The sequence below is a fragment of the Acinetobacter sp. 'aerobic (ED)' genome, from assembly GCF_904886855.1.
Lineage (GTDB): Bacteria > Pseudomonadota > Gammaproteobacteria > Pseudomonadales > Moraxellaceae > Acinetobacter > Acinetobacter courvalinii.
The window spans coordinates 1-21,145 of the sequence record NZ_CAJHGI010000014.1; the positions used below are offsets into that span (position 1 = coordinate 1).

Genomic DNA, 21,145 nt, shown 5'->3' on the forward strand with positions numbered 1-21,145 from the left:
TGACTAGAACTTAATAAACAAACCTCAAAAAAAATATAATTTATTGTTTTTATTATATTTTTAACAAATAAAACGACTAACATGCTGTATTTATAGACACAAAGGCATCCATAAATACAGCATAAATTTAAACCAACAAAATTAATAACTTAAATAAATTTGGTGTAGATTTGGTGTTTATACTTTCCAACACTTAATCTTTTTATCCATCTTTTTATTGTAAACCAATTACATTACTTTTATATGTATGAAAATAAAATATTCAAAGATAACTAAAATGCGCTACTTCTACATTAAGAGAGGCAAGCAATACTTGCATATACAGCAATCACTTTTTGAAGAATATCAGGACTATTCGGATATTAATGCAATGGTCACTCAGCAGTATGTATTTTTAGATTCAAAAGATGATGCTATTAAGTTTCTGGAGAAAAGAGAAGCTGATTATTTCATGGTGACTAGAGGCAGGAAGTTGAAGGGTGTGGAGATTGTGAGAGAGTGATGCTTGCTAATGCTGGTAGCACTGCAAGCAAACACTGATTGAGACATTTGTTTTTATTGAATGTGCTGTGCATCCTGAGAATAGAAGGCACAGCACTGTGATGATGGATGCAAGTTTTGATCGTTGGCACCGCTTCTTAATTATCGCTTGCTGCATAGATTAGGTTCTCCGCAACTCGATTGGTCCAGCCTTTCCCGTACGTTGACCAGGTGCCTAAGGATGTATAAAACTTCAACCGCTCTGCATTGAGTTTTAACAAGACATCATTCACATCCATGGCTTTTACTGCAGCAATCGTTTTAGGGCCAATGATTCCATCATCTGGTACACCAGCGACTTGTTGAAGCTCTTTAATTGCTCGTGACTTACCAGCATTCACAGCAAAGTCCCAAAGCTGGAATACAATGGCAGAATGCAAACTATCTGCACCAAGCTTATCCCACCAATCTTTTTTATAGATTTGCTTGGCCTGTTCAAGAGTTAAGCTCTTAATGTCCAGATTAGGATATGTATTTGCAGCAATGCCGTATTTGGTCCCCTTCAGAACACCAACACCTACCTTTCCGCCTGTCCAGTTGCCCGGATCACGCTTATCACTTGAATAGCCAGCTTCATGCCCGATCAGTCGGTCAAATGCTTTATCGAAATTCATGCTTCACCACCTGTAATATCATTCTTGGACTTCTTCAACTCTTTGATTACCTCAACAATTGTTTTGCCTTCCTGGTTATTAATGAAGTTGAAAATCCAGCGGACAATTGCCCATCCGGGCAAACCACAAATAAAGAAGAAACCACCCAGAGTAATCATGCCCCACATATCTGAAACCCACTCATGCAAGCCCCATTTGACAATAATGAATGAGCCGCCAGCTAAGCTTGATACGACTGTGCAAATTAGCCCTACTGCCCACTCCTGTGGAGAACGAGGCATTCGAGTCATCAACACAACTACAGCGACCAATGAGACTGCTAGAGTCATCATGATCGCCACCCCATAGAATTTTAAAATTGCTGCAACACCGCCAGTTGAAACTGGTTCCATTCACTTTTCTCCAGATAATAAAAAAGCCCCGATTGGGGCCTGTTTTGTTTTTTGTCTACTCTTTCCAGAAAAGTAGATAAAGATTGAATTCTCGTTTTATTAGATAGCTGGCTAGTCAGAAGTTCCAACTAGCCTACACTAGCTAATCCTTTTCCACCGTTATTGATTATTGCTAAATCAAATTCTGCTGAAACAGTACCATTACTTCTTGATGCATATCTAAATAGTTCTTTTAAAATCTCAATGATCTTGCCAAGGTCAATATCACTAAATGATAAAAGCTCATTTAAAGCTTGTTTAAAAGATGATGTATCAACATTATTTACTAGAATTAAACATCCGCCTTCTTCAATACAGAACGCTTTAATATCTTGAGCTTGTGTATATACAGCCTTGTAGCCAGTGCGAGTTTGAAAAATAGAAGTAAAAGTTGTTGTGTTTATCCAGTGTGGGTGGTAATTCCCATTTCTTATTTCATCTTGCAGGGCAGTTAAAATATGGTCATAAGTCCATGTTTTTGAATCAATTGCTATTGATTTTATCTTATCTAACAAAGGAACATAACCACATCCACTTATGTAACCACCATTCCATGATAAAATTTTATTCACCTCATCGGAAATAACATCAAATCTTATTTCATCATGAAAGAAAACTTCTCTCTTATCTGCTGCAAGTATCACATTATCCTTGTGACTTAGCAAAACAAGCATTGTCATAAATAAACCCTCATTCTAATGAGGGTAATTTAGCAAACACCTTAAGTTTAGTCATTAAATACCAGAGGAGGATATTTTTTGGATTTTATATATCAATCTTTATTGGTAAGTGTATGAACTAGGTCTGATACCAACCTTTGCTCCTCTAAAGGCAATTCTGTAAAGCGATCCGAAATATAATCTAAATAAAAATCTTTGTTTTCTTTTGCATACTCGTCTGTAGCATCATTGATTAAGTATTCATTCACTATGAACTTTACTTTTCTAAGATTACTATCTAAGTCAGTCAAGATATTATCAAGTAGCTTATGCTCTCCTTTTTTTGCGTAACTTAAGGCAAAATCAAGCAAATTTATCATAGCAGTATTAAGCGATATCCCCTCCTGTTCTGCATAACTAGTGAGCTTTGCATGTGTTTCAGAAGGCAATCTTGTTTGCAATCTAATTGTAACTGTCATAAATAATCTCCCACTCTTGACACCAAGAATAGTGTCATTGTAATCTACAGTCAAGTGGTACTACTTATAGTGTCACATTAAAACGCCCCAAACAAACTTGCAGGAATGTGGGGCGAGTTATCAACCACTAAGAGGTAATTGATATGGCTAGTTTATCACTAAGCTTTAATGAAGTGAATTTTTCACCAGTACAACATAATAATCAGATCTGGCTAACTGCAAGCGAACTCGCAAAAGCACTTGGCTATGCAAAATCTGATGCAGTAACTCAGATTTATGAACGGAATAAAGATGAGTTCAATAGCGATATGACCTTGACCCTCAATTTGAGGGTCAAGGGGTTTGGCAATGGTAATTCTCTGAAAGATACACGCATCTTTAATCCGCGTGGATGTCACCTAATTACCTTTTTTGCTCGAACCTCAGTTGCTAAGCAATTCCGCAAATGGGTGCTCGATGTATTAGACAAGGAGATCGGCGCACCTATAGTAAAAACTCACAAATCCGAACGCGAACCACTTACTAATGCTGTCAATCTTCTTGTTGCTAAAACCAAGCATCTAAATTACAGCGACGCATATAAATTGGTGCATCAGCGGTTTAATGTCCAGCATATTGATGAAATTCCGTATGACTCTATTCAAGTGGCGGTAGAGTATGTTCATCATTTAATTGCTTTGTATGGTAAAACAGAAAGTAGTACCTCTGACAGCTATAAAAACAACGTTGAGGCCCTAGCGATTCACATGGCATGGGTATCTTCATGGTGGCGCTGCTATGCAGAAGCATTCCACTTGATTAACCCTAATATGGCTGGTCAAATTAACGATCATTTTACCGATGGTTCATTTGTTGCATCATGGGTATTGGGTGAGAAAGCCAAGGACATGCGCTTTCGAATCCTTGAAGATTTACCATTCGATATGAATATGTATGATCGAGTTGATTTCTTCCGTCGGCATCACAAGCGATAATAAGTAAAAGCCCTTCGGGGCTTTTTCTTTTGTGAAAAAAATCTCCAATGGTACTTTACAAAACTTAGTTAAAGTTTTACATATACAACTTTAAAATCTGTAAACTATGGATTACAATTATTCATGTATGAAATAACAACAACTGATGAGTACGACGATTGGTTTGACTCATTAAAGGATACACTCGGCAAAGCTCGTATCAATGCTAGACTGAGACGTGTTCAACTAGGCAACCTTGGCGACGTAGAACCAGTGGGCGAAAATGTTTCGGAATTAAGATTCTTTTTCGGGCCTGGTTATCGCATTTATTTCATAGAAAGAGGCGAAGAGATAATTGTTTTACTTGCAGGTGGAGATAAGTCTACACAGCAAGCAGATGTAAAAAAAGCAATTGAAATAGCTAAAGAAATTCGAGGTGAATCATGACTGTTAAGTTAAAAAAATGGGATGTTCAAAATCATCTAAAAACAGATGAAGACCGAGCTGCCTATCTTTTTGCAGCACTTGAAGATGGCGCCGATGATCCTACTTATATTGCCCATGTATTAGGTGATGTTGCTAAATCCTACGGCATGACTAGATTGGCTGAAGAAACTGGATTAACAAGAGAAGGCTTATATAAGTCATTTGGTAAAAGAGGAAATCCAAGCTTTACTACTGTAGCTAAAGTAGCCAATGCAATGGGATTTAAAGTAAAACTTGAACCTGACCATGCGTAAAAATAAAGCACCCTAGGGTGCTTTTTTAATACCCAAATATGGATTTTCTGAATATAAGGGCGGGTTTATAACTTGGTAGAATGTTCAGTGCCTGTTCCAAGGTTCTTATAGATTCATCTCTCTTTCCTAAGTTATTGTACTCTACTGCTGCTTTATAATACCATTCCGCTGCTAGAAGATCAGACTTACTTGCTACTACTCCCTTATTGTATATATCGCCTAATGACTCCATTGATTGTGCAGTGTATCTTCTATCTTTTTTATTATTTGCTATCTCTTTTAAGTTATTAATCACACTTGAACATGTATCCCCAACAGAATACATTTTTTGTTCCATCATTCCTTCGCATATATTGCGATTCCATAAGGAATTACTGATAAATTTTGCCTCAATATCCCCATTTTTACCTCTATTTCTAATTTCAGTAATATATGGATGGAGTTTGAGGTTAGTCTGGAATGAAGATGCATTTCTATTCAAATCATATATCATGCCAATTTCTTTCATAATTTCATGATTACTTTGCGATTTAAGCTTTAATTGCAGATCCTCATATTCTTTAACGTACTGATTATCAATGTTGTCAGCATATAAGGATGATACATATGAAAGACATGTTATAAGAAATACAAGTTTGAGTTTATTCATAATTCCCCCCATTTTGAAGAAGAGAATAACATGATCTAATTTTAAAGTTATATAACTTTATTTAGCAGTATGAAGCCCTGCGAACAGGGCTTATAACTTACAGAGACTCCATAAACTCTCTTATCTTATGAGCAATCAACTTTTGACCATTATCGTTAGGATGCAATCCATCAGGGGTTGGAAGCGATGGCGCCTTGAAATAATAGTCATTTGCCGCAGCAATCCAAGGATATAAATTGCTCTCTCGGTAAAGATCTAGAACAGGAATTGAATATTTCTCACAAACTGCAATGGTTAAATCTGCAATCTGAGTAGCCGTATAACCTTGTGATACCCCAGATTCGTCTACAGCAATCGCATTGGTTACATTGTTATAAATATCACGAGGAAGCAAAGTGAATACAGCAAGCTTTTTGTTGTAGAACTTATTAATAAGTGCTGAAAGTGCAATATTCATTAATCCCCCAACACTATCTGTTCCAGTGCTATCACGGTTCCCTAGATTCTTAGGTGCACGAATGAGATCATTTGCACCCCAAAAAACTGTTAAGTAATCTGGATTTTGTGTGATTGATCCAGCAATACTATTAGCACGGTTCCAAAATCCTGAACCACTGATTCCTAGATTATAGACAGTCATCCCACCAACCTCTTCTTTCACGTAATCGTGGTAGTTGAGATTGCTCCTAAAGTTATGCTCAGTAATACTATCGCCAATAGCAGCCCACGATTTACCAGTTAGTTTGCTATTTCCTGTAATAATATCACTTTCAATTCTAGCAATTTGATCTCTGGCATAGGTATCAGCAAGTGGCATCTGGTTAATACCTGAAACTTCTAATGAGCCACTAGGAAAAGTCATCGTAACCGAAAGATCTGCCTCAATATTTAAGCCCACTGAAGGTACTTTAATATTAATTAATGCAAACCGTGCAGCACTACCAGCAGGAACCATAAAAGTTTTTACCTTAGGGTCACTTGAAGGATTTAAAGTTACTAGTCCTAATGTTGTCCCATTGGCTGTTGTGTTAGTGGCACGAAGTGCTACTGCTAAGGCGCTATTATTCACCCCTCCAGATCGAATAGCATAGGATTTACCGGCCTCGACAGGGAAAATACTTAACATAGTACCTGGTGAAGAAAATACAGAGCCACTAGGTACAGCCACATATTTATCAGCAACATTGCTTAATGGGTCGTAAAGTTCAGTTATGGTAATTAAACTACTCTTTTCAAGCATGCGAGCACGCGCATGTTCATCAACAATTGTTACACCGTCAATTGTATAAATCTGGTCATATTCAACGGGCTTTGCCCCCTCATTAACCAGAAAGTCGCTTGAAATATCAAAATTTAAAGAAGGAACTTTTATATTAACAAAAGCATATCGAGCTGTACTTCCGGCTGGTATGGTAAAAGTTTTTACATTTGGATCATCTGTCGCATTTAATGTCACAAGGCCAAGTGTTGGGCCAACTGCTGGACTGTTTGTAGCACGCAATGCAATCGCAAATGTACTTGATGAAGCTTTTGTTGATTTAACTACATAAGTTTTTCCATCTTTTACTGGAAATACATTTAACGCTGTACCTGCTGAAGAAGCGATTACTCCATCAGGTAAGTGGACATATACATTGTCCACATTATTTGCTGGTAAATATAAAGCTTTAACCACTGGTAGCTTTTGAGCAACATATGCGTTTGTGTAGTTATTTGCTTGGGTCAAAGGATCGTAGGTTGATTTTGTGAAAACTACTCCATCCCATTGCCAGTCACCATTATTGGCAACAGTTGGATCATTAGTGACTGTCACCTTGGATTTGGGTGGAATATTTGCTTTATCAGCATCCATCTCAGCATATGTTTTGTATGCTCTATTGCCTACACCATTCGCATTGATCTTCCCATCGAGAACTGATTCAGCTGCAATTGCCCTGTTTTTTTCTGCCAAAATTGAATTGTTTAAAACAGCTTCTGCTTCTGTGGCTCGATCTACTTCATCATTTATTGATTCGTTAATAGGGACTAGTGCTGCATCAATTAAAGCCTGAACTGCATTCTCTTTGATGAACTGCTCAAAGCTTAGTTTTTGATAAACAAGATCTTCATTTCGATCTTTGACACTAACAGAAAATTTATTAGCCGCAGTGTAGATAAATGCCTTTACGCCATCTTGTGAAATAAAGCCATTTCGTGTTCGAATTGGCTGAGTAGCAGGTTCAGTTAAAGCTTCATCCCAGAATACCTCGGTAGGAAACTGAATTGGATCTTTTTGATCTTCCCCAATAAAGACAAAGCCCGCATCAAGCGGGCTTCCATCAATATCGGTAAAAAGTAAATGTGGTGGTGTTAAATTATTGCTCATGCGTTACTGACTCCGTTTAGGGTTGCTTCTTTCGCTCTAGCCATGTGAGTGATGCCTTATCGCCATTTACCTTATATCGCGCCCCAGGTGGAACAGTGGTATACATGGTTTTTCCTTGAGAATATTGCTGCGCATTGGAAGCTATGGCAGTTGTTATACTGTTAGGATCAAGAACCTCAATTGAAAAGACGCTTGTAGGATTGGTATTGTTTAGATGTAAAATAATGCTCAACTCAAGGTCTTGGTCTGAATTGTTTTGGTACTCAGTACCTGTATTTCTTTCGGCTGTTACATCAAACCATTTTCTTCCAAATAAGTATTTATCTAGAAGGAATTTCAGCTTCTTGGGCGTAATGATGGTTGTATCGTCAGTAAAAGCTTTGGCAATATCTTCCGTTGCAACTTTTGCAGTACCCTGCACTTCTTCGGTGGCCTGCTTAGTCTTATCATCAACTTGGGTTTTTGAATAAACGTCCAGGTTGTCACGTGACTGTTCTTTGTTAGCCAAATCACCAAAATTTTCTGATTTCTTCAACGTGTCAGCATTAATCTCTGCCTGAGATTTACCACTTGCTGTATCAATCACAGCATCCGTTGTCACTCCCGGATTGAGATTGATATTTGCAGAATTCCAGACATCTTCTTTACGCTTGTTTAGAACAGCGATAGAGACAAGAGGTTCAGCACAAAACAATTGACGCTGAGCGCCATTTTTTACAACATAGCCATTCCGTGTCCGAGCTGGATTTTCGGCAGAAATAGTAAGTTCTGCATCATAAAACAGAGCAATTTGCTGTGCTAAAGGATTGGTATTCTTTGGCCCTACATAAATTAAGCCCGCATCAAGCGGGCTTCCATCTTTATCACTGAATATTGGGAATGGGGTTGAGACTCTGTTGCTCATATAGATTTACCCTTTCGTTCTGGATTTAAAGCTTTTTGAACTCTCGCTCTTACTTTATTGTCTTTGATATGCTTAGTTGCAATACGAAGGGCTGATGCCACAGGTGCAGGAAAGCCAGACAGCCCAGACATTGTGATATCAAGTGCAGCCATTAGTGTTGCAGCAGTGTTACTATGATTGATCGCTGAAGAAGCAGGCTGTGTAAAAAGCGTTTTTGAAATATCATTCAATGCTCGAATCTTCTCTGCTCCTTGTTGTCCAAAGATATAATCAAGCTTCCCATCATCATCTAGTCTCTTCACAGCTTTGTTTAATGCTGCTGGACTGATCATTTGATTTCCTTGTGAATCAGGCGCAACGCCTGCTGTTGCGGCATTCTTGATTTCCTGTAATGTCTGCCCTTGAATATCCTTCCATGCTTGTTTGCCTTCTTCACCTGAAGTCATCAAGGCCCGACGAGCAACGCGCAGATCATCGAGTGAGCCATCATGGATAATGCGTTTTTGAACATCTTCAAGTGCTACACGACGATCCTCAGTCCCATTCTTCTTCGTGGTTAAGTCTTTGATTACAGCGTTGCTTTCCCAATGTTTAGCCATTCTCTGGCGCTCTTTCCGAGCTGCTTTGTATAGCGCCCCTTCAACTGGTCCAACATGTTGATCGATCATATCTTTCAAGATTGCGGTTTGCCGAATGTTAGGCGCCTCTTGATTGGTATTTGCATTAATCTCCTGACGCCACTTCTCCATCTGCTTGATAGTTGGATTGTTTGGGATTAGCACTCCATTTTCGCCACGACGAGCTATACCGATTGATTCAGCTGTCCGTTTTGCACTGGTCAAAATCGGTGTTGTTGGTAGTTCTGGCTGAGAGTTAAGGTAGTCAATTACTGTCATTGCCTCATTATCACCAGACTTGACTGGCTGCATAAGGTCAACAGGCGTTTGAGCTTCTTCTGATTTATCAGCCTTAGCATATGCAACACGAACACGGTTTTTATCAGCCTGCATTTGTTTTTGCAAAGCTGAATCAACGGCTAATCCAACATCCCGCATATTCGTTGCCTTTGCACCAGTCATGTCAATAAATGCATCAATGTTCTGCTGCATTACCTGATGTTGTTCTTCTTGACGTTGACGCAAAGGTGCGCCCAGTTCAGCATCTTTTGATGTTTCAACTTCAAATTTAAGTTGACCTGGATCACGGCTTAACTGCCCTTCAGTTAATTGTGGAGGGTAAGGTAGTTCTTGCGACAAAGCTTGACGTACTGTTGCTTGATCTACTTGCGCTGCACCGATGTTTGCAGGTTCTGGTGTTGTGTCTCCTGTACGACCAATCCCCACTGCATCCCGCAAGCTATCAATACCTGATCGAGTCGCATTTGCCACGGCTTGCACTGGGCGTTGAACTGCCTGTCCTGCGCGCTCTACGATTGGGGCTGCTGCTTGAGTTGTTCTTTGAGCTGCTGCAATAGCTTGAGGTGCACCTGCACGTGCTAATTGTGCTGCTTGGAAACCAGCACCACCAATCACAGGTGGAAGTGATTCAAGAGGTGATAATGCCTCCCCAACAGCCTGTAACTGTTGCTGCCCTGCTTGGGTTCGAGGCTGGTAGGTATAATCCTGCCCTGCCTGTTCTGCCGCTTCTGCAATACGTTGTGCAGCCTGTGGTGATCCAAACTCGCCACCTACCACTTCACGACCTGCTTGACCAAGAGTGCCTATAACCGAAGCTACTGGTGCTGCAACAGCGCCAGTGCCTAGTGTTAATGCCGCCTCACCAGCGCCCAGTAATTGCTGGCCCAAAGTCGGATTAGGCTTAGTTTGCTGTTGTGGTTGTTCATTGGTTATTACGCCATTTGCATCAAAGTCTGGAAGGCCTTGAGGTTGATTAATATTCTCATTGGCGTTGCGTTCATCATAAGCAGCAAGTAATGCATTAACCTTCTCTTTGCTTGATGGGTCTTTTTTAGCCTCATTATTTGCTTTAACCTGATTATCGTAAGCACTAATCAATTGATTAATTCGCTTCCTTGATTCTTCCCTAGATCTTCTAACTATCTTAGCGTCATTTGACCTTCCAATAGTTGAACGAATTTCATCCCACTGTTGACCATTTTGAGGATCACCACCAAGCTGTGAATAAAAGTCATCTCGATTCTTATGACCTGAAGAGTATTCAGGATCGTCAAAACGCCAGCGAATAAAGTTGCGACCCAACACCTGAGTTGCATCCTTATATGGGACATTTGGATTATCAAGAAATTGTTTTTTAGTTTGTGCATATTCAGGCTTGGTACGCATTTCATGAACAGCATATCTGGCCATTAAGTCGATAGATTTCTGGTCATCTTTAATTTTCCCATTTTCTATCAACCCGTTCTTTTTCAGAGAATTAAGCAGTGGAACTTCACGACCATTTTGCCAAGATAACATTCCAACGTTTTGTTTTTTATTTTTTGGATCGCTATGTACACCAAAGACAATGCTTGGATCAAACGAGTTCTCCCTACCTACCTCAGCTGTAATGATTCTAGCCTGATTAAGGCTCAAGCCAGCATTTTTAAAGCCTTGTAAAATTCTGTCTTGTAGTGTTGCCATAACTTTTCCTTAGGTAATAAAAAACCCGCTTATCGCGGGCTTTAGGTCAAGCATATTTGAATCTACCAGCCCAAGTCGTTTGCAATGGTTTGCATCTCAGCTGGTGAGATTCCTCTCTGTTTTGCTGCTTGTACTACTTCTTCTGAATATCCTTTCCCTTTAGTGGCATACAGTTCTGCATTTTTCTCGGCCTTTTTAGCAGCTCTATTTAACACTAAAGAGATTTTATTAAGGTTGTTTTTAAAAGATGTAGCCCCTTGATTGAGATCAAGTGAGGCAATAGACGACTTAAGAGCCGCTCCCTCTGATTCAGTTAATGCCCCTAAACCTCTCATCTGCTCAATCTGAGTTAAGAAGACTTGAGATTTCAAGGTTTCAACATCCTTCCTGAAGGTATTTTCAGACGTGCCAGGAATATTTGCGACCAATCTATCCCAATAAGCTCCACCATTTGAATCAGCTAGCTTGGCTAATCTGGCTGCATTCTCAGCAGCATCTTTTGCTTGTGCAACTGCACCAGAATATCCATTAACTTTTTCTAATCGCGCAAGCCGCTCAGTTGTCGTTTCTGGCTTTTCAGCCATCGCTCTTGCAGCTGCCCGCTCATCTGCATTCATTTTCGTCCAAAACTGTTTCTCGTTTTGATCAAGGCCAGCATAATAACGATCATCATTCAGATACATCTCTTCTTTTTGAAGTTTTCTGCCTTCTTGCCTATCTGTAATTTGTGAGTAATTATTTGCCGTCTTGGACTTAGATTCTTCTATTTCATAAGGCTGCATTTGAGTTGAATTCAGCGAATCGGTGACATTCTTAAACTGTTCTGGATTTGCAGAAGACATAAGCATGCCAATTGATGATTGAGCTGCTTGTGGGTTTGTATCAATCAGTTTTAGAATGTTCTGCATATTAAAAGCTTCCCGCTTCATTCCAGAATTCTCTAAACCCTTAATCTCTTCGCTGATAATATCTTTTGCTACCTGGTTGCTACCATTACTCAGAGCTGCATATACCTGAGAAGCTGTGCCAAGTGTCTGCTTCTGGCGCTCTGCATCCATCATATTCCAAGCCTTTTGATAAGGTTCAGCAAGAGTGGGATAACGACCAATAATGTTGGCGTAATCTTCGGCAGTTTTATTAGGAATATTTGAGAACTTGTATAAATCCTCATTCATTACTTGTTTCTGGATTTCAGCTTGACGTAATCGCTCAGCTTCTTCTTTTTGGGCCTGAATAGCATTATTGGCTGCTACTACTTGCATGCCTTGCTGATAACCTTGCATTGCTTGATTGATAGGATCAACAAGATCAAGGCGATAATCTATTGGTGAAATTGCCATAATTAAAACCCATAATGATTTTTTAAACCCGACCAACCGCCCATAGCATCATAAGCGGAACCTAATCCCCCAATACCCTTTGCAATCCCACCCCACATATTGGCATTAGCCTGCCCTTGCGCTAAGTAATTCCCAGCTTGAGCTGCACCTGATTGCTGTAGCAGATTCCCAATGTTACCTGCTGTTTGCATACCAGCATTACCGACACCCGCAGCAGCGTTTTGGCCTAGGGCAGTCAGTCCACCTAAGTTTGAATAACGCTGATTGATCATTTGGTTAAGTAAATTAGGGCTAAATTGAGATAAAGCAGCCTGTGTGTTGCCACCACGTAATCCACCAGTTGCAGCAGCATTCTGGCGCAATGAGTTTTCACCTTGGTCGAGATATGTCTGGAACTCGGAACTATTGCGAATGCCATTGATTGCATCTTGCTGCGCTTGGGCACCATTAAGTCCAAGCAAGTCTTGCTGACCGCCCAACGCTCCCATTCCTGCATTCACAAACGGACGCATCAACTCTTGCAATGCATCAAATTGACGACGCTGCTCATCAACGCCTAACTGTGCTGCCTGTACCTGAGCGTCAGAAGCTCGACCAGCTGCTTTTGATTGTTCTTTCGCGCCTAGGTAGCTACCAAGCATACCTGCACCACCGACTACCGCTGCACCTGCTGGCATAAGAATTCTCCTTTTGTTAGACCAACAAGAAATTGATCATGAAGTTTTCCATTCTTAAGAAATGATGCCCGGTTAATCCCTTCGATCTCGAAACCTAAACGTAATGCCATAAGCTTAGCCTTCCTGTTATTTTCAGGAACCCAAGAGATGACTTTTTCATATTTTTTAAAGATTAGGTCGAGTATTAGCTTGCCAGCTTCAATTGCCTTGTGGCCGCGCAATGTAGGGAGTAAACAGGTATGGATTTCAACAGAAATAGAGTTTTGAGAAACTAATAAAAATAAACCTTGAAGTTGATCATCTACCACGCCGATCCACTCATGATTTTGAAGTGACTGGATGGCGTGACCTTTTGTTGGATCATCCGAAATATCATCTTGGATATGTTCGTTTAAGAGGATTCGATTAATATCTTCAAGGTTCGTGATTTGAATTAAGTGCATATGCACCTCACGTTATTTCTCGCCCAGAAGCACGAACAGTTAAGGCATCGGCAGTGTCGGCCAAGGTGTTAATGAAGCTGCCAGCCTCAAGCGAATGACCTACTAGTTCTGGGCAGACATAGGTCTCACCAGCTGCTACAGCTTTTTCCTTGATCACCAGATTCGAAGGTCCCACAATCCCACCAGACAAAACTAGATTGCAGCTGAACGTAACGATATCTGCCGAGGTATTTGTTACAGTGAACTTGTCAATTGTGGTTGAAGTTTTTGCGACAAATTGCGTCGTATCGGTGTTTTCTAGGAACTTCGTTGGAATAATATTTTTAACGTCTACAGCCATGTTATGTGACCTCTAAATTGATATTCATTGGCTCTGTGAGCTGACTTGCTGGAAGGATGATGTCTTGCCCAACCATTTCAGAACGGGGGCTTAAATCATCATTCTGCTGGCATGTGCACACATGTTTTGGTTCTGTTGCGACTAGCTCTGCGATTTGCGTGACTGCCTCAACTAATGCCAGTGCCAGATAGGCCTGAACCCCTGCGTTATCTGCTGATATCTGAGCTGAATCTTCTTCTGTATCATCAGCAATTGACGGAAGTATTCGGAATAGTTTTTCAAATGCTTTGACTAGCCGCTGATTGCCACCGCACATACGCTCTAGATCTGAGCGTAGCGGGGTTTTAGGGTCTACGAGTGCCATCTATACCCCCAATGGTTCTAATTGAGCTTCTAGGCGCGCTATGGTGAGTCTACTATCGGATGTGCCTGAGAACTTCTGTATTCGCCAGTTGTTCATATAGCCTTGCTGAAACCAGACAAGTCGCTTATTGCGTTCACCCACTTTCCCAGACTTGATTGACTTTGGATTTGACCAAGTCATTCCATCTAAAGAATATTCAGTGGTGATGACTGGATCTTTGTTTAAAGCGACTCGACCGGTTAGGCATGAAAGTTCAATTTGATGAAAGATAGCTCCACGAGATTCGTTATAGAGAATGGTTGTACCAAACTCCCACCCAACCTCATCACCCCAGTGTTCACCATGCTCATTGGTCAAAATGCCAAGCTTTGGTAAATAAGGATGACCTACAATCCATTTCCCATAGCACCAAATGAAGTTTCTGGCCAAGTATTGAGTCTTGACCAGTCCTGAGCTCAAGATGAACCAGACAGGTTGCTCAGTAACTTTCGAAGCCTCTGAGTCATAGACAAGTGTTTGATCAGGTAAATGAAGATAAAGCCAGTTATGCCCATCAACTAAACGAGTTTCCATCAAGCATCTGGAAAGGATTTCTTCATCATATTGATGAATGGTTTGCTCAATCTCTCGTGTTGAGATTTTGTTGGTCGTTCCATTCGCGGAAAGCCACAAAGCAACTGGCTCATTTTTGCCACCACCTAGAAATGCGACTGCATCCATATACTTGCAACAGGTTCTGGTTCCTAATGTGCCACGGGTTCCCATTGCCCCATCGACACGTGAGAATGGGAAATTATCTCCACCCACGTTATCAAATATTTCAATGGTATTCCGGTTGAGTACATAAACTTCGTTTCGAACTTTGATTAAAGCCAAGATAGGATCTGGATCAACTTCTGAAGAACCGTATTTCAATGGATTCACTTGAAATGGGTCATTCAATTCAGTAATAACGAGAAACTCGCCATCAGTTGTCATGAAATATCCATCAACCCAAATCACATCAACAACTTTGCCTAAATCATTGTCAGTGACTTGCTTCAGCTCAGTGCCATCGAATAGATACAGGTGCGGATATGAGTTAATAGCCAGGTGGTCAAAAGAATAAGCAAAACTACATGGACCATAGCCCATTAAATCTGCAATTTCAGTAACCACACCGGATGCATCAATCTTGACAAACTTATTACCACATACGCGATAACAGATTCCATTCCACTCTATTCCACCACGGTCAACTGCTGGAACTTCAGCAAAATTATCAATGCCTTCAGCCGGTCTTAGATAGCCTTGCGAAATCCCCTGTTCTTTAGGCACTGGAATCATGTTTCGTGGGTATGACGTTCTGAAATCCGAGTTCTGATCTGTATAAATACCACTTAAGATAGGGATTTGCATATTTACCCCACTTTATTCCATGTGCCAGAAAGCTTGTCATACTGAAGCTTGAAATGAGCAGTGGCAGCAATTGCATTTGGTGCGCCAACTACAGCTGAACCATTCCCATTGATAGTCAAATTATTGATCTGACGAGAAGATGAAAATAGAATTGTTTGCTGGTCGATAACCTCTGAGCCATTAGGTAGCACAATTGTTCCACTGGTAATTGCTGAACTTGGGTTTAAAAGCAAATATGTACCTTCTGGCTTATTGTCTACTTCAATGGTGAAATTGGCGCTTGGGTTGAAACGCTGAACAAATGGTTTGCAATCCGCTCCATTAGATGGAAAGTTTTCTTTAATCCATTCCAGTAGAATATCCTGTGGTAATGCTCTAAAATCAGTGCAATTGCCTTTATAAATAACAAACTGATCACCACCATCCAAAGCATCAGTCTGGTTTAATCTACTACTCATTGAAGAACTCCAAGCTTTGTTTAGGTGTTAGGACCTTGTTATCTTGTTTGTTTACGATGTACTTGTTGCATGAGTTTTTATGCCCGGCACCACTTGGTAATGAACAGCTATATTTCATCTGCGGTGGATTATTAAGGGCCATTCTCAGTACATTTCTATAAGCTGAATCAGCTTGTTGTTTGGTATCGGGTGAAACCGTCTTGCCAAATGCCGGTGCGATTCTGATTGCCAGATTTAGGTATAGCGCCTCGTAGGCATAATCAGGCACATTGGTTTCCTGATCTAAGTCGCTGCTATTGGCTTCACTTGGTAGCGGATAGCCAATCTGAATATTCTTTGAAGACCAGCCTGCAACCATGGTATCCAGCTTGCGTCTGGCACTTTCGTACTGATCAGGTTGCAAATCAAAGGACGTTGCCGCAAGACCGATTTCTTCATGTGCTTGATCAATGATTTGCCGCTTAGTCCATGACATGGCTACACCTCTTGGGGATATTCAGCTTCAAAAACAAGCTTTACTAGCTCATCTTTGCTATCGCGCGCTCCGTACTTGACCTGTTTATCTTCGAGAATCTTTTGGAGATCACCTGCAGCTAAATTACCAAGTTCTAAAAAGCGGACTTGTTTGCGCAGTTCGTTTGTTTCAGCGATGTGTGTTGCTTTAAGATCAAGAATTTCTTCATCCTTCTGCTCAATTTTGTTCAGAGCTTCGAGTAGTTCTTGCTTCACCTTGGTTAATTCACTACTTGAAACACCTGAACCACTTGCTTTGCCAATGACAATCACCTCGGGTTCTTTTAATTCTGAGTAATTGACATATCCTTGTTCACGCAACTCTTGTTCATGTTCGCTATCATTAGCAATCGATACTTCATACTGGTTCGTGTTGCCAGTGTATAAAGCCTTTGGGTATTCATCTGACATTTCTATGCTCCAAAAATGACGACGCCCGCAATAAGCGGGCATTTGTCGTCATAAGATCTAGGTTAGGTTTGGTTGAATAACATGATTCCAGCCATTTCAGGGTTCACCATTGCAACACCAAACATTACATCCAATCGGAAAAGAGTCTTCATGGTTTTAATGTCATATTGCTTCTGGAAAACTAACTCCAAACCATTTTCAGTAGTTGCTCGCAACACACCAGCACCAGCATCTGTTGGAACAGCATAGCGAGCTGGGATCAACTCAATGGCATCACGATGCCAGAAAGGGTTTGCATAAGCAGTTGCAGTATTTAGTAAAGTGATAACAGCACCATTTGCTGGTGTAGCACTCACATTCTTGTACTGTAGCTCTGCTTCGGTACCACCTTGCCCTGAGATAATAGGGGGCCATACATCAATCGAAGTTGCGCTATTTACCTTAACAACACGGAAAGTCATTGGTTGACCTGTAGGGTCTTTCGTGATGTTGTGAACAGATTCAACACCAGTAATTGTAAATGCATCACCTTCTTTGAGAGCACCACTAGTAACAGCAACTGTAAGTGTTTGAACGCGAGAATCCACATTACTAACTTCGCCTGTGCCTGCAGTTGATGTAGCGCGAGGCGTGTAATATTGATTAGCTGCGCTAATTGTTACACCTGTTGCTGTAGCTGCGCCAAGTCGCTGAGCATAATCTAATTTATATGCATCGAAGCCAGCCACATCGCCAATATAGGCTTTGTCATAAGCTGTTTGAACTTTACCTTGAACGGTTTGTCGTTTTGCTAAATCACCTGCCATTGAGTTGTAATCGCGTGTTGATAACGCAATTCGGCGGTTATTCATCTCAATACCGCGTTCATTCATAATGGCATCAGCCAAAGCAACATCATCAAAACCACTTGCTGCACTTGTGCGTTTAACCACCAATGTACCTTGCAAGGCCGCAACCCGAGAAACGGCTAAATTCACATCTGATGCTAGTTTTTGTTTAGCTGCCTCACCTAAGCGGTCTTCTTGAAGAGCATCACGTAATTCCTGTGCATCCATTACGAATGGTGATGACTTCTTGAAGCCAATTGTCGCAGGAACAGTTAATTGAGTTTTTTCCTTGAAGTTGGCGGTTTGATCCATACCATCATAAGATGTTGCAATGTATGGTTTTGGGCGCCAAATTGTGTTGTTAGATCGTTCCGCTTCTTGATCACTCATACGATAACGATTAACCAATTTAGACATCACCAATGCATCTTGGAACCCCTCAACCATCTGTTCCCAAGCTAAGCGTTCTTCTTTACTAAAAGCATTTGCCATAAGTTTTATCCTTAAGATTTTTGATTTCTAAGCTTTCGCTTGTATTCGTTAACTTTTGTGTAGTCGCCTGTTCTCTCGGCATCTGCACGCAATTTATCCAGAGTCGTATCTGTTGTTCCTGCCAATGACCCAGAACCCGATACTTTTTTCTCAGGTGATGTTTGTGGTTTTCGTGTCTGAACTTTCAGTTGAGCATCGATTTTTGCTACTTTGAATGCGAATTGAATTGGGTCTGTTATTCCTGCAAGCTCCTTGGCTTTTTCAGGATGTTTGCCCAAGTGATAGATCAGCAATTCAGGATTGTCAGCACCATGGATTAAGATGCCCTGCTGAGTTTGATTTAACGCATCTCGCGCTATTTCTTCAGCAACATCGTAGTCAGCAACTTTGGTTCTAATGGCTGCCTTCTTGGTCTCATAGCCATTCAAACGCTCTTGCCAAAGCTGTTGTGCTTTTTCCTGCTCAGCCTTTTTGGCCTGTTCTTGTTGATCGAATTGTGCTTTCTTTGCATACCAATCTGTTACTTGGCGCTCATACTCATCTGTGTCATAACCAACGCTATCTAAAGTAGGCTTCTCGCCTAATTCAATTTCCTGTGGTTTACGATGTACAGATAATTCAGCCTCAAGCTCTTTAATTCGCTTCTGATTCTCACGATCTTGTTTCCGTAAAGTCTTCACCCACTCAGGTGCTGGCTCTCCTCGAAACGGATCATCTTGAGGTTGTGGATCTTCACCCTCAATCCCAATGAAGAACTCTTCTGTTTCAGTTTCTTCAGTATCAGGCTGCTCATCATCTCGATGTTCTTCCTGTTCCTGCGTTTCTGTTTGAAGTTCTTCAGCTTCGAATTGATCTTGCTCTTGTTCAGACATTTGTAACTCCCTCACTCATTCATAGGCTGAGCGGACGCCATGTTTTGTTGTGTTGCTTGGTTTATTTGCTGGACCATATCAAACGTAGCCAATTGATCATCTCGATCCATTTTGGCTAACGTAGCTGCAGTCTCAGCGCGGGTTTTCTCTGCATCTGCAATCACTTTGACGGTGTCTGCTTTTGCTTTCTGAGCTTTAGCAGAAGCCTCTTCTGCTGCTGCTTCTAAATATTGAGTGTTTGGATCAGGTGGCTGATTCTGCGCTGCAGCAATCATTTCCTGTTGTTCTTCATCCGTAGGTTCTACAACCCCAGCTTGCACCAGGTACTTGCGGTAATAGTTGCGGAAGTCCTTAATGCCTTCGCCTTCCATATTCATGTAGATCATGGCTAGAAGGATTTTCAGGTCTTGAGGATCAGTGGTGTATGGAAGTAAGGCTTGCATTGACCGGACAATGGCAGATTTCTTGCTTGAAGAAGTTGGTCCAACATCAACGCCCACATCGAATGATGCTTTAGTTAAGTCGTTCTCATATTCAAGTCCAGACTCACCGACAATTGGACGCGATAATTCAGCACTATCAACTTCATCCTGCTTGCCAATCGTCTTCATACGACGACCTTCTTCAACATAAAGCTCTTTGGCCATAGATAGCCAAATCGTGCCACTGCGCTTAATTGCCTTAGCCATGTTGTCTACATAAATGTATGACTGCATGCCAAGCTGTCCTTGCACCAAATCAATCGCCTCTGCACTCACATTGGCATTGATCTTTTCACCCTGTTCTTGGTTGCCTAGAATCTCTTTAATGTCTACATCGACAATCTGAGTCATGGCGACTAATGCAGGTGGAACTTGAGGTGGCTTTGTATAAGAAGTTGGCCCTTGTGCAACAATATTTCCTTGCGGGTCTCTCAACGCATTTGCAAGAAGATATGGATAGTTTTTAACGTTATCCTCTGCCCACATATTTTCGTAGCCAGCAATCTGTTCAGGATCCATGATCGGCTTTTCAATAGCAGATAGCGCTGCGATTTCACCTAATCGGCTTAACTGCATGTTCTTGAGCCGCTGAGCATCCTTACATAGGCGCACATGGCCCATACAGCGTTCGACATTGTCGATAAACCAGCGCTTACCATAGACTGGAACAATTGGAATGTATCGACCTGCGATATATCCACAATCCTCTAAAATCCTTGAGCCGCTCATGATGTACTTACGCACTTTGCAACGCTCAATCGTCTTGACTCGCAGCTCTTGAGCACCTGTAGCATCCAGTTTTTCACGGATAGAAGGATCTTTTTCTAGCTCATCTTCTGTGTGACGTTCTTCTGTGCCATCAATCAGCTGGAAGATATGCTGTTTCTCTTTGACCTTCTCTACTGTGTAGTATTCAGCGACATAAACAATGTCAGGCGTGCTCCAGTCAAACTCATCATTTCGAATATCCTTGTCCCATGAAGTTGGGCTTTCCTTGTATTCTTCCTCATAGCGATCATGCGTCATTGACGACAGCACAAAACAAAACTTAGCATCGGCCTTGTCCTGACGCTTGGCATCTAAATCAAAGAACACACATGAGTCTGCATCAAAGATTGGCTCAATACGAATGCGTTGACGCTCATTTTCTTCGTCTTCTTCATCTTCCTCGCAAGCACGTAATCTAAATGCACCAAAGCCTCCACCAACAGCTTCCTCGAAGGCATTGTCATAGGCTTCTTCTGCTCCTGAGTCCTGCTCATCAGCCCGATACAAGCCATCGCAGGTATCAGCTAAATCATCGTTCTTAGATCCATCTTTAGAGACGAAATCTACTGTGATCCGGTTGTTGCGATACTCGTTGATAATACGAATGACAGCCAAGTGGATTTTGTTGACTTCAAATTTTGGTTTGTTTGCGAACTGCTCACCCAATTGGCCTTCCCATTGGGCGCCAGCAATCGAATAGAAACGACGATCCTCTAAACACTGTTGACGTTCATCTTTAACAGCGCTTTGAATAGTGTCGAATTGCTTTTTTGCACGGGCGTGAAGAATCGCAAGTTGTTGTTCTTTAGCCACAACTTGACCTCAC

Annotated in this window: 24 protein-coding genes; 4 read left to right on the forward strand and 20 right to left on the reverse strand. The window is 41.2% G+C overall.

What is annotated here, in order from left to right; genetic code table 11:
- Nucleotides 1-277 precede the first annotated feature (277 nt).
- On the forward strand, nt 278-502 hold the full coding sequence (locus JO943_RS18170; RefSeq protein WP_202741468.1) for a hypothetical protein: 225 nt from the start codon (nt 278-280) through the stop codon (nt 500-502).
- A gap of 136 nt (nt 503-638) precedes the next feature.
- Here JO943_RS18170 and JO943_RS18175 read toward each other — a convergent pair whose 3' ends face one another.
- The 4 genes from JO943_RS18175 to JO943_RS18190 all read right to left on the reverse strand — a co-directional run bounded on the left by JO943_RS18175 (nt 639) and on the right by JO943_RS18190 (nt 2,723).
- Nucleotides 639-1,154, reverse strand: coding sequence for a glycoside hydrolase family 108 protein (locus tag JO943_RS18175; protein WP_202741469.1), 516 nt, complete (start codon nt 1,152-1,154; stop codon nt 639-641).
- Complete coding sequence (locus JO943_RS18180) at nt 1,151-1,546, reverse strand: hypothetical protein (protein ID WP_202741470.1); 396 nt, start codon at nt 1,544-1,546, stop codon at nt 1,151-1,153. The genes JO943_RS18175 and JO943_RS18180 overlap by 4 nt, the downstream gene beginning before the upstream one ends.
- A 128-nt stretch (nt 1,547-1,674) precedes the next feature.
- Nucleotides 1,675-2,265 (reverse strand): hypothetical protein, encoded by a 591-nt coding sequence (locus tag JO943_RS18185; RefSeq protein WP_202741471.1) that lies wholly within the window; start codon nt 2,263-2,265, stop codon nt 1,675-1,677.
- A 92-nt stretch (nt 2,266-2,357) separates the two neighbouring features.
- Nucleotides 2,358-2,723 (reverse strand): hypothetical protein, encoded by a 366-nt coding sequence (locus tag JO943_RS18190; protein WP_202741472.1) that lies wholly within the window; start codon nt 2,721-2,723, stop codon nt 2,358-2,360.
- Nucleotides 2,724-2,866: 143 nt separating this feature from the next.
- Here JO943_RS18190 and JO943_RS18195 point away from each other — a divergent pair, with 143 nt between their 5' ends.
- From JO943_RS18195 to JO943_RS18205, 3 genes are all read left to right on the forward strand, one after another.
- Complete coding sequence (locus tag JO943_RS18195; protein ID WP_202741473.1) at nt 2,867-3,697, forward strand: Bro-N domain-containing protein; 831 nt, start codon at nt 2,867-2,869, stop codon at nt 3,695-3,697.
- A gap of 123 nt (nt 3,698-3,820) precedes the next feature.
- Nucleotides 3,821-4,123 (forward strand): type II toxin-antitoxin system RelE/ParE family toxin, encoded by a 303-nt coding sequence (locus JO943_RS18200; protein WP_202741474.1) that lies wholly within the window; start codon nt 3,821-3,823, stop codon nt 4,121-4,123.
- Nucleotides 4,120-4,416, forward strand: coding sequence for an addiction module antidote protein (locus JO943_RS18205; protein WP_202741475.1), 297 nt, complete (start codon nt 4,120-4,122; stop codon nt 4,414-4,416). The genes JO943_RS18200 and JO943_RS18205 overlap by 4 nt, the downstream gene beginning before the upstream one ends.
- A 25-nt stretch (nt 4,417-4,441) precedes the next feature.
- Here JO943_RS18205 and JO943_RS18210 read toward each other — a convergent pair whose 3' ends face one another.
- The 16 genes from JO943_RS18210 to JO943_RS18285 all read right to left on the reverse strand — a co-directional run bounded on the left by JO943_RS18210 (nt 4,442) and on the right by JO943_RS18285 (nt 21,132).
- Nucleotides 4,442-5,065 carry a hypothetical protein gene (locus JO943_RS18210; protein WP_202741476.1) on the reverse strand — a complete coding sequence of 208 codons (624 nt, stop codon included), beginning with the start codon at nt 5,063-5,065 and terminating at the stop codon, nt 4,442-4,444.
- Between the two features lie 97 nt (nt 5,066-5,162).
- On the reverse strand, nt 5,163-7,430 hold the full coding sequence (locus JO943_RS18215; RefSeq protein WP_202741477.1) for an SGNH/GDSL hydrolase family protein: 2,268 nt from the start codon (nt 7,428-7,430) through the stop codon (nt 5,163-5,165).
- A gap of 16 nt (nt 7,431-7,446) precedes the next feature.
- Nucleotides 7,447-8,334 carry a hypothetical protein gene (locus JO943_RS18220; RefSeq protein ID WP_202741478.1) on the reverse strand — a complete coding sequence of 296 codons (888 nt, stop codon included), beginning with the start codon at nt 8,332-8,334 and terminating at the stop codon, nt 7,447-7,449.
- Nucleotides 8,331-10,934, reverse strand: a complete 2,604-nt coding sequence (locus JO943_RS18225) for a hypothetical protein (protein ID WP_202741479.1) — start codon at nt 10,932-10,934, stop codon at nt 8,331-8,333. The genes JO943_RS18220 and JO943_RS18225 overlap by 4 nt, the downstream gene beginning before the upstream one ends.
- 62 nt (nt 10,935-10,996) lie before the next feature.
- The gene (locus JO943_RS18230; RefSeq protein WP_202741480.1) at nt 10,997-12,274 is read right to left on the reverse strand and encodes a hypothetical protein; all 1,278 of its coding nucleotides are present in this window, start codon (nt 12,272-12,274) and stop codon (nt 10,997-10,999) included.
- A 2-nt stretch (nt 12,275-12,276) separates the two neighbouring features.
- On the reverse strand, nt 12,277-12,951 hold the full coding sequence (locus tag JO943_RS18235; protein WP_202741481.1) for a hypothetical protein: 675 nt from the start codon (nt 12,949-12,951) through the stop codon (nt 12,277-12,279).
- On the reverse strand, nt 12,930-13,394 hold the full coding sequence (locus tag JO943_RS18240) for a GNAT family N-acetyltransferase (RefSeq protein WP_202741482.1): 465 nt from the start codon (nt 13,392-13,394) through the stop codon (nt 12,930-12,932). Before JO943_RS18240 ends, JO943_RS18235 begins: the two co-directional genes overlap by 22 nt.
- Before the next feature lie 7 nt (nt 13,395-13,401).
- Complete coding sequence (locus tag JO943_RS18245; protein ID WP_202741483.1) at nt 13,402-13,734, reverse strand: hypothetical protein; 333 nt, start codon at nt 13,732-13,734, stop codon at nt 13,402-13,404.
- A gap of 1 nt (nt 13,735) precedes the next feature.
- On the reverse strand, nt 13,736-14,098 hold the full coding sequence (locus JO943_RS18250) for a hypothetical protein (RefSeq protein ID WP_202741484.1): 363 nt from the start codon (nt 14,096-14,098) through the stop codon (nt 13,736-13,738).
- Nucleotides 14,099-15,496, reverse strand: a complete 1,398-nt coding sequence (locus JO943_RS18255) for a packaged DNA stabilization protein (RefSeq protein ID WP_202741485.1) — start codon at nt 15,494-15,496, stop codon at nt 14,099-14,101. It lies immediately after the preceding gene.
- 2 nt (nt 15,497-15,498) lie between these two features.
- Nucleotides 15,499-15,954, reverse strand: a complete 456-nt coding sequence (locus JO943_RS18260; RefSeq protein WP_202741486.1) for a transcriptional regulator — start codon at nt 15,952-15,954, stop codon at nt 15,499-15,501.
- The gene (locus JO943_RS18265; protein WP_202741487.1) at nt 15,947-16,429 is read right to left on the reverse strand and encodes a packaged DNA stabilization gp4 family protein; all 483 of its coding nucleotides are present in this window, start codon (nt 16,427-16,429) and stop codon (nt 15,947-15,949) included. The genes JO943_RS18260 and JO943_RS18265 overlap by 8 nt, the downstream gene beginning before the upstream one ends.
- Nucleotides 16,430-16,431: 2 nt before the next feature.
- Complete coding sequence (locus JO943_RS18270) at nt 16,432-16,878, reverse strand: hypothetical protein (protein WP_202741488.1); 447 nt, start codon at nt 16,876-16,878, stop codon at nt 16,432-16,434.
- A 62-nt stretch (nt 16,879-16,940) separates the two neighbouring features.
- Nucleotides 16,941-18,197, reverse strand: coding sequence for a P22 phage major capsid protein family protein (locus tag JO943_RS18275; RefSeq protein ID WP_202741489.1), 1,257 nt, complete (start codon nt 18,195-18,197; stop codon nt 16,941-16,943).
- An 11-nt stretch (nt 18,198-18,208) separates the two neighbouring features.
- The gene (locus JO943_RS18280) at nt 18,209-19,069 is read right to left on the reverse strand and encodes a hypothetical protein (RefSeq protein ID WP_202741490.1); all 861 of its coding nucleotides are present in this window, start codon (nt 19,067-19,069) and stop codon (nt 18,209-18,211) included.
- Between the two features lie 11 nt (nt 19,070-19,080).
- Nucleotides 19,081-21,132 carry a portal protein gene (locus JO943_RS18285; protein ID WP_202741491.1) on the reverse strand — a complete coding sequence of 684 codons (2,052 nt, stop codon included), beginning with the start codon at nt 21,130-21,132 and terminating at the stop codon, nt 19,081-19,083.
- Nucleotides 21,133-21,145 lie beyond the last annotated feature (13 nt).

What these genes read in the sequence shown, in the direction of transcription:
- JO943_RS18170 (WP_202741468.1), top strand. Translation starts at nt 278, where the DNA reads ATGCGCTACTTCTACATTAAGAGAGGCAAGCAATACTTGCATATACAG.
- JO943_RS18175 (WP_202741469.1), bottom strand. Translation starts at nt 1,154, where the DNA reads ATGAATTTCGATAAAGCATTTGACCGACTGATCGGGCATGAAGCTGGC.
- JO943_RS18180 (WP_202741470.1), bottom strand. Translation starts at nt 1,546, where the DNA reads ATGGAACCAGTTTCAACTGGCGGTGTTGCAGCAATTTTAAAATTCTAT.
- JO943_RS18185 (WP_202741471.1), bottom strand. Translation starts at nt 2,265, where the DNA reads ATGACAATGCTTGTTTTGCTAAGTCACAAGGATAATGTGATACTTGCA.
- JO943_RS18190 (WP_202741472.1), bottom strand. Translation starts at nt 2,723, where the DNA reads ATGACAGTTACAATTAGATTGCAAACAAGATTGCCTTCTGAAACACAT.
- JO943_RS18195 (WP_202741473.1), top strand. Translation starts at nt 2,867, where the DNA reads ATGGCTAGTTTATCACTAAGCTTTAATGAAGTGAATTTTTCACCAGTA.
- JO943_RS18200 (WP_202741474.1), top strand. Translation starts at nt 3,821, where the DNA reads ATGTATGAAATAACAACAACTGATGAGTACGACGATTGGTTTGACTCA.
- JO943_RS18205 (WP_202741475.1), top strand. Translation starts at nt 4,120, where the DNA reads ATGACTGTTAAGTTAAAAAAATGGGATGTTCAAAATCATCTAAAAACA.
- JO943_RS18210 (WP_202741476.1), bottom strand. Translation starts at nt 5,065, where the DNA reads ATGAATAAACTCAAACTTGTATTTCTTATAACATGTCTTTCATATGTA.
- JO943_RS18215 (WP_202741477.1), bottom strand. Translation starts at nt 7,430, where the DNA reads ATGAGCAATAATTTAACACCACCACATTTACTTTTTACCGATATTGAT.
- JO943_RS18220 (WP_202741478.1), bottom strand. Translation starts at nt 8,334, where the DNA reads ATGAGCAACAGAGTCTCAACCCCATTCCCAATATTCAGTGATAAAGAT.
- JO943_RS18225 (WP_202741479.1), bottom strand. Translation starts at nt 10,934, where the DNA reads ATGGCAACACTACAAGACAGAATTTTACAAGGCTTTAAAAATGCTGGC.
- JO943_RS18230 (WP_202741480.1), bottom strand. Translation starts at nt 12,274, where the DNA reads ATGGCAATTTCACCAATAGATTATCGCCTTGATCTTGTTGATCCTATC.
- JO943_RS18235 (WP_202741481.1), bottom strand. Translation starts at nt 12,951, where the DNA reads ATGCCAGCAGGTGCAGCGGTAGTCGGTGGTGCAGGTATGCTTGGTAGC.
- JO943_RS18240 (WP_202741482.1), bottom strand. Translation starts at nt 13,394, where the DNA reads ATGCACTTAATTCAAATCACGAACCTTGAAGATATTAATCGAATCCTC.
- JO943_RS18245 (WP_202741483.1), bottom strand. Translation starts at nt 13,734, where the DNA reads ATGGCTGTAGACGTTAAAAATATTATTCCAACGAAGTTCCTAGAAAAC.
- JO943_RS18250 (WP_202741484.1), bottom strand. Translation starts at nt 14,098, where the DNA reads ATGGCACTCGTAGACCCTAAAACCCCGCTACGCTCAGATCTAGAGCGT.
- JO943_RS18255 (WP_202741485.1), bottom strand. Translation starts at nt 15,496, where the DNA reads ATGCAAATCCCTATCTTAAGTGGTATTTATACAGATCAGAACTCGGAT.
- JO943_RS18260 (WP_202741486.1), bottom strand. Translation starts at nt 15,954, where the DNA reads ATGAGTAGTAGATTAAACCAGACTGATGCTTTGGATGGTGGTGATCAG.
- JO943_RS18265 (WP_202741487.1), bottom strand. Translation starts at nt 16,429, where the DNA reads ATGTCATGGACTAAGCGGCAAATCATTGATCAAGCACATGAAGAAATC.
- JO943_RS18270 (WP_202741488.1), bottom strand. Translation starts at nt 16,878, where the DNA reads ATGTCAGATGAATACCCAAAGGCTTTATACACTGGCAACACGAACCAG.
- JO943_RS18275 (WP_202741489.1), bottom strand. Translation starts at nt 18,197, where the DNA reads ATGGCAAATGCTTTTAGTAAAGAAGAACGCTTAGCTTGGGAACAGATG.
- JO943_RS18280 (WP_202741490.1), bottom strand. Translation starts at nt 19,069, where the DNA reads ATGTCTGAACAAGAGCAAGATCAATTCGAAGCTGAAGAACTTCAAACA.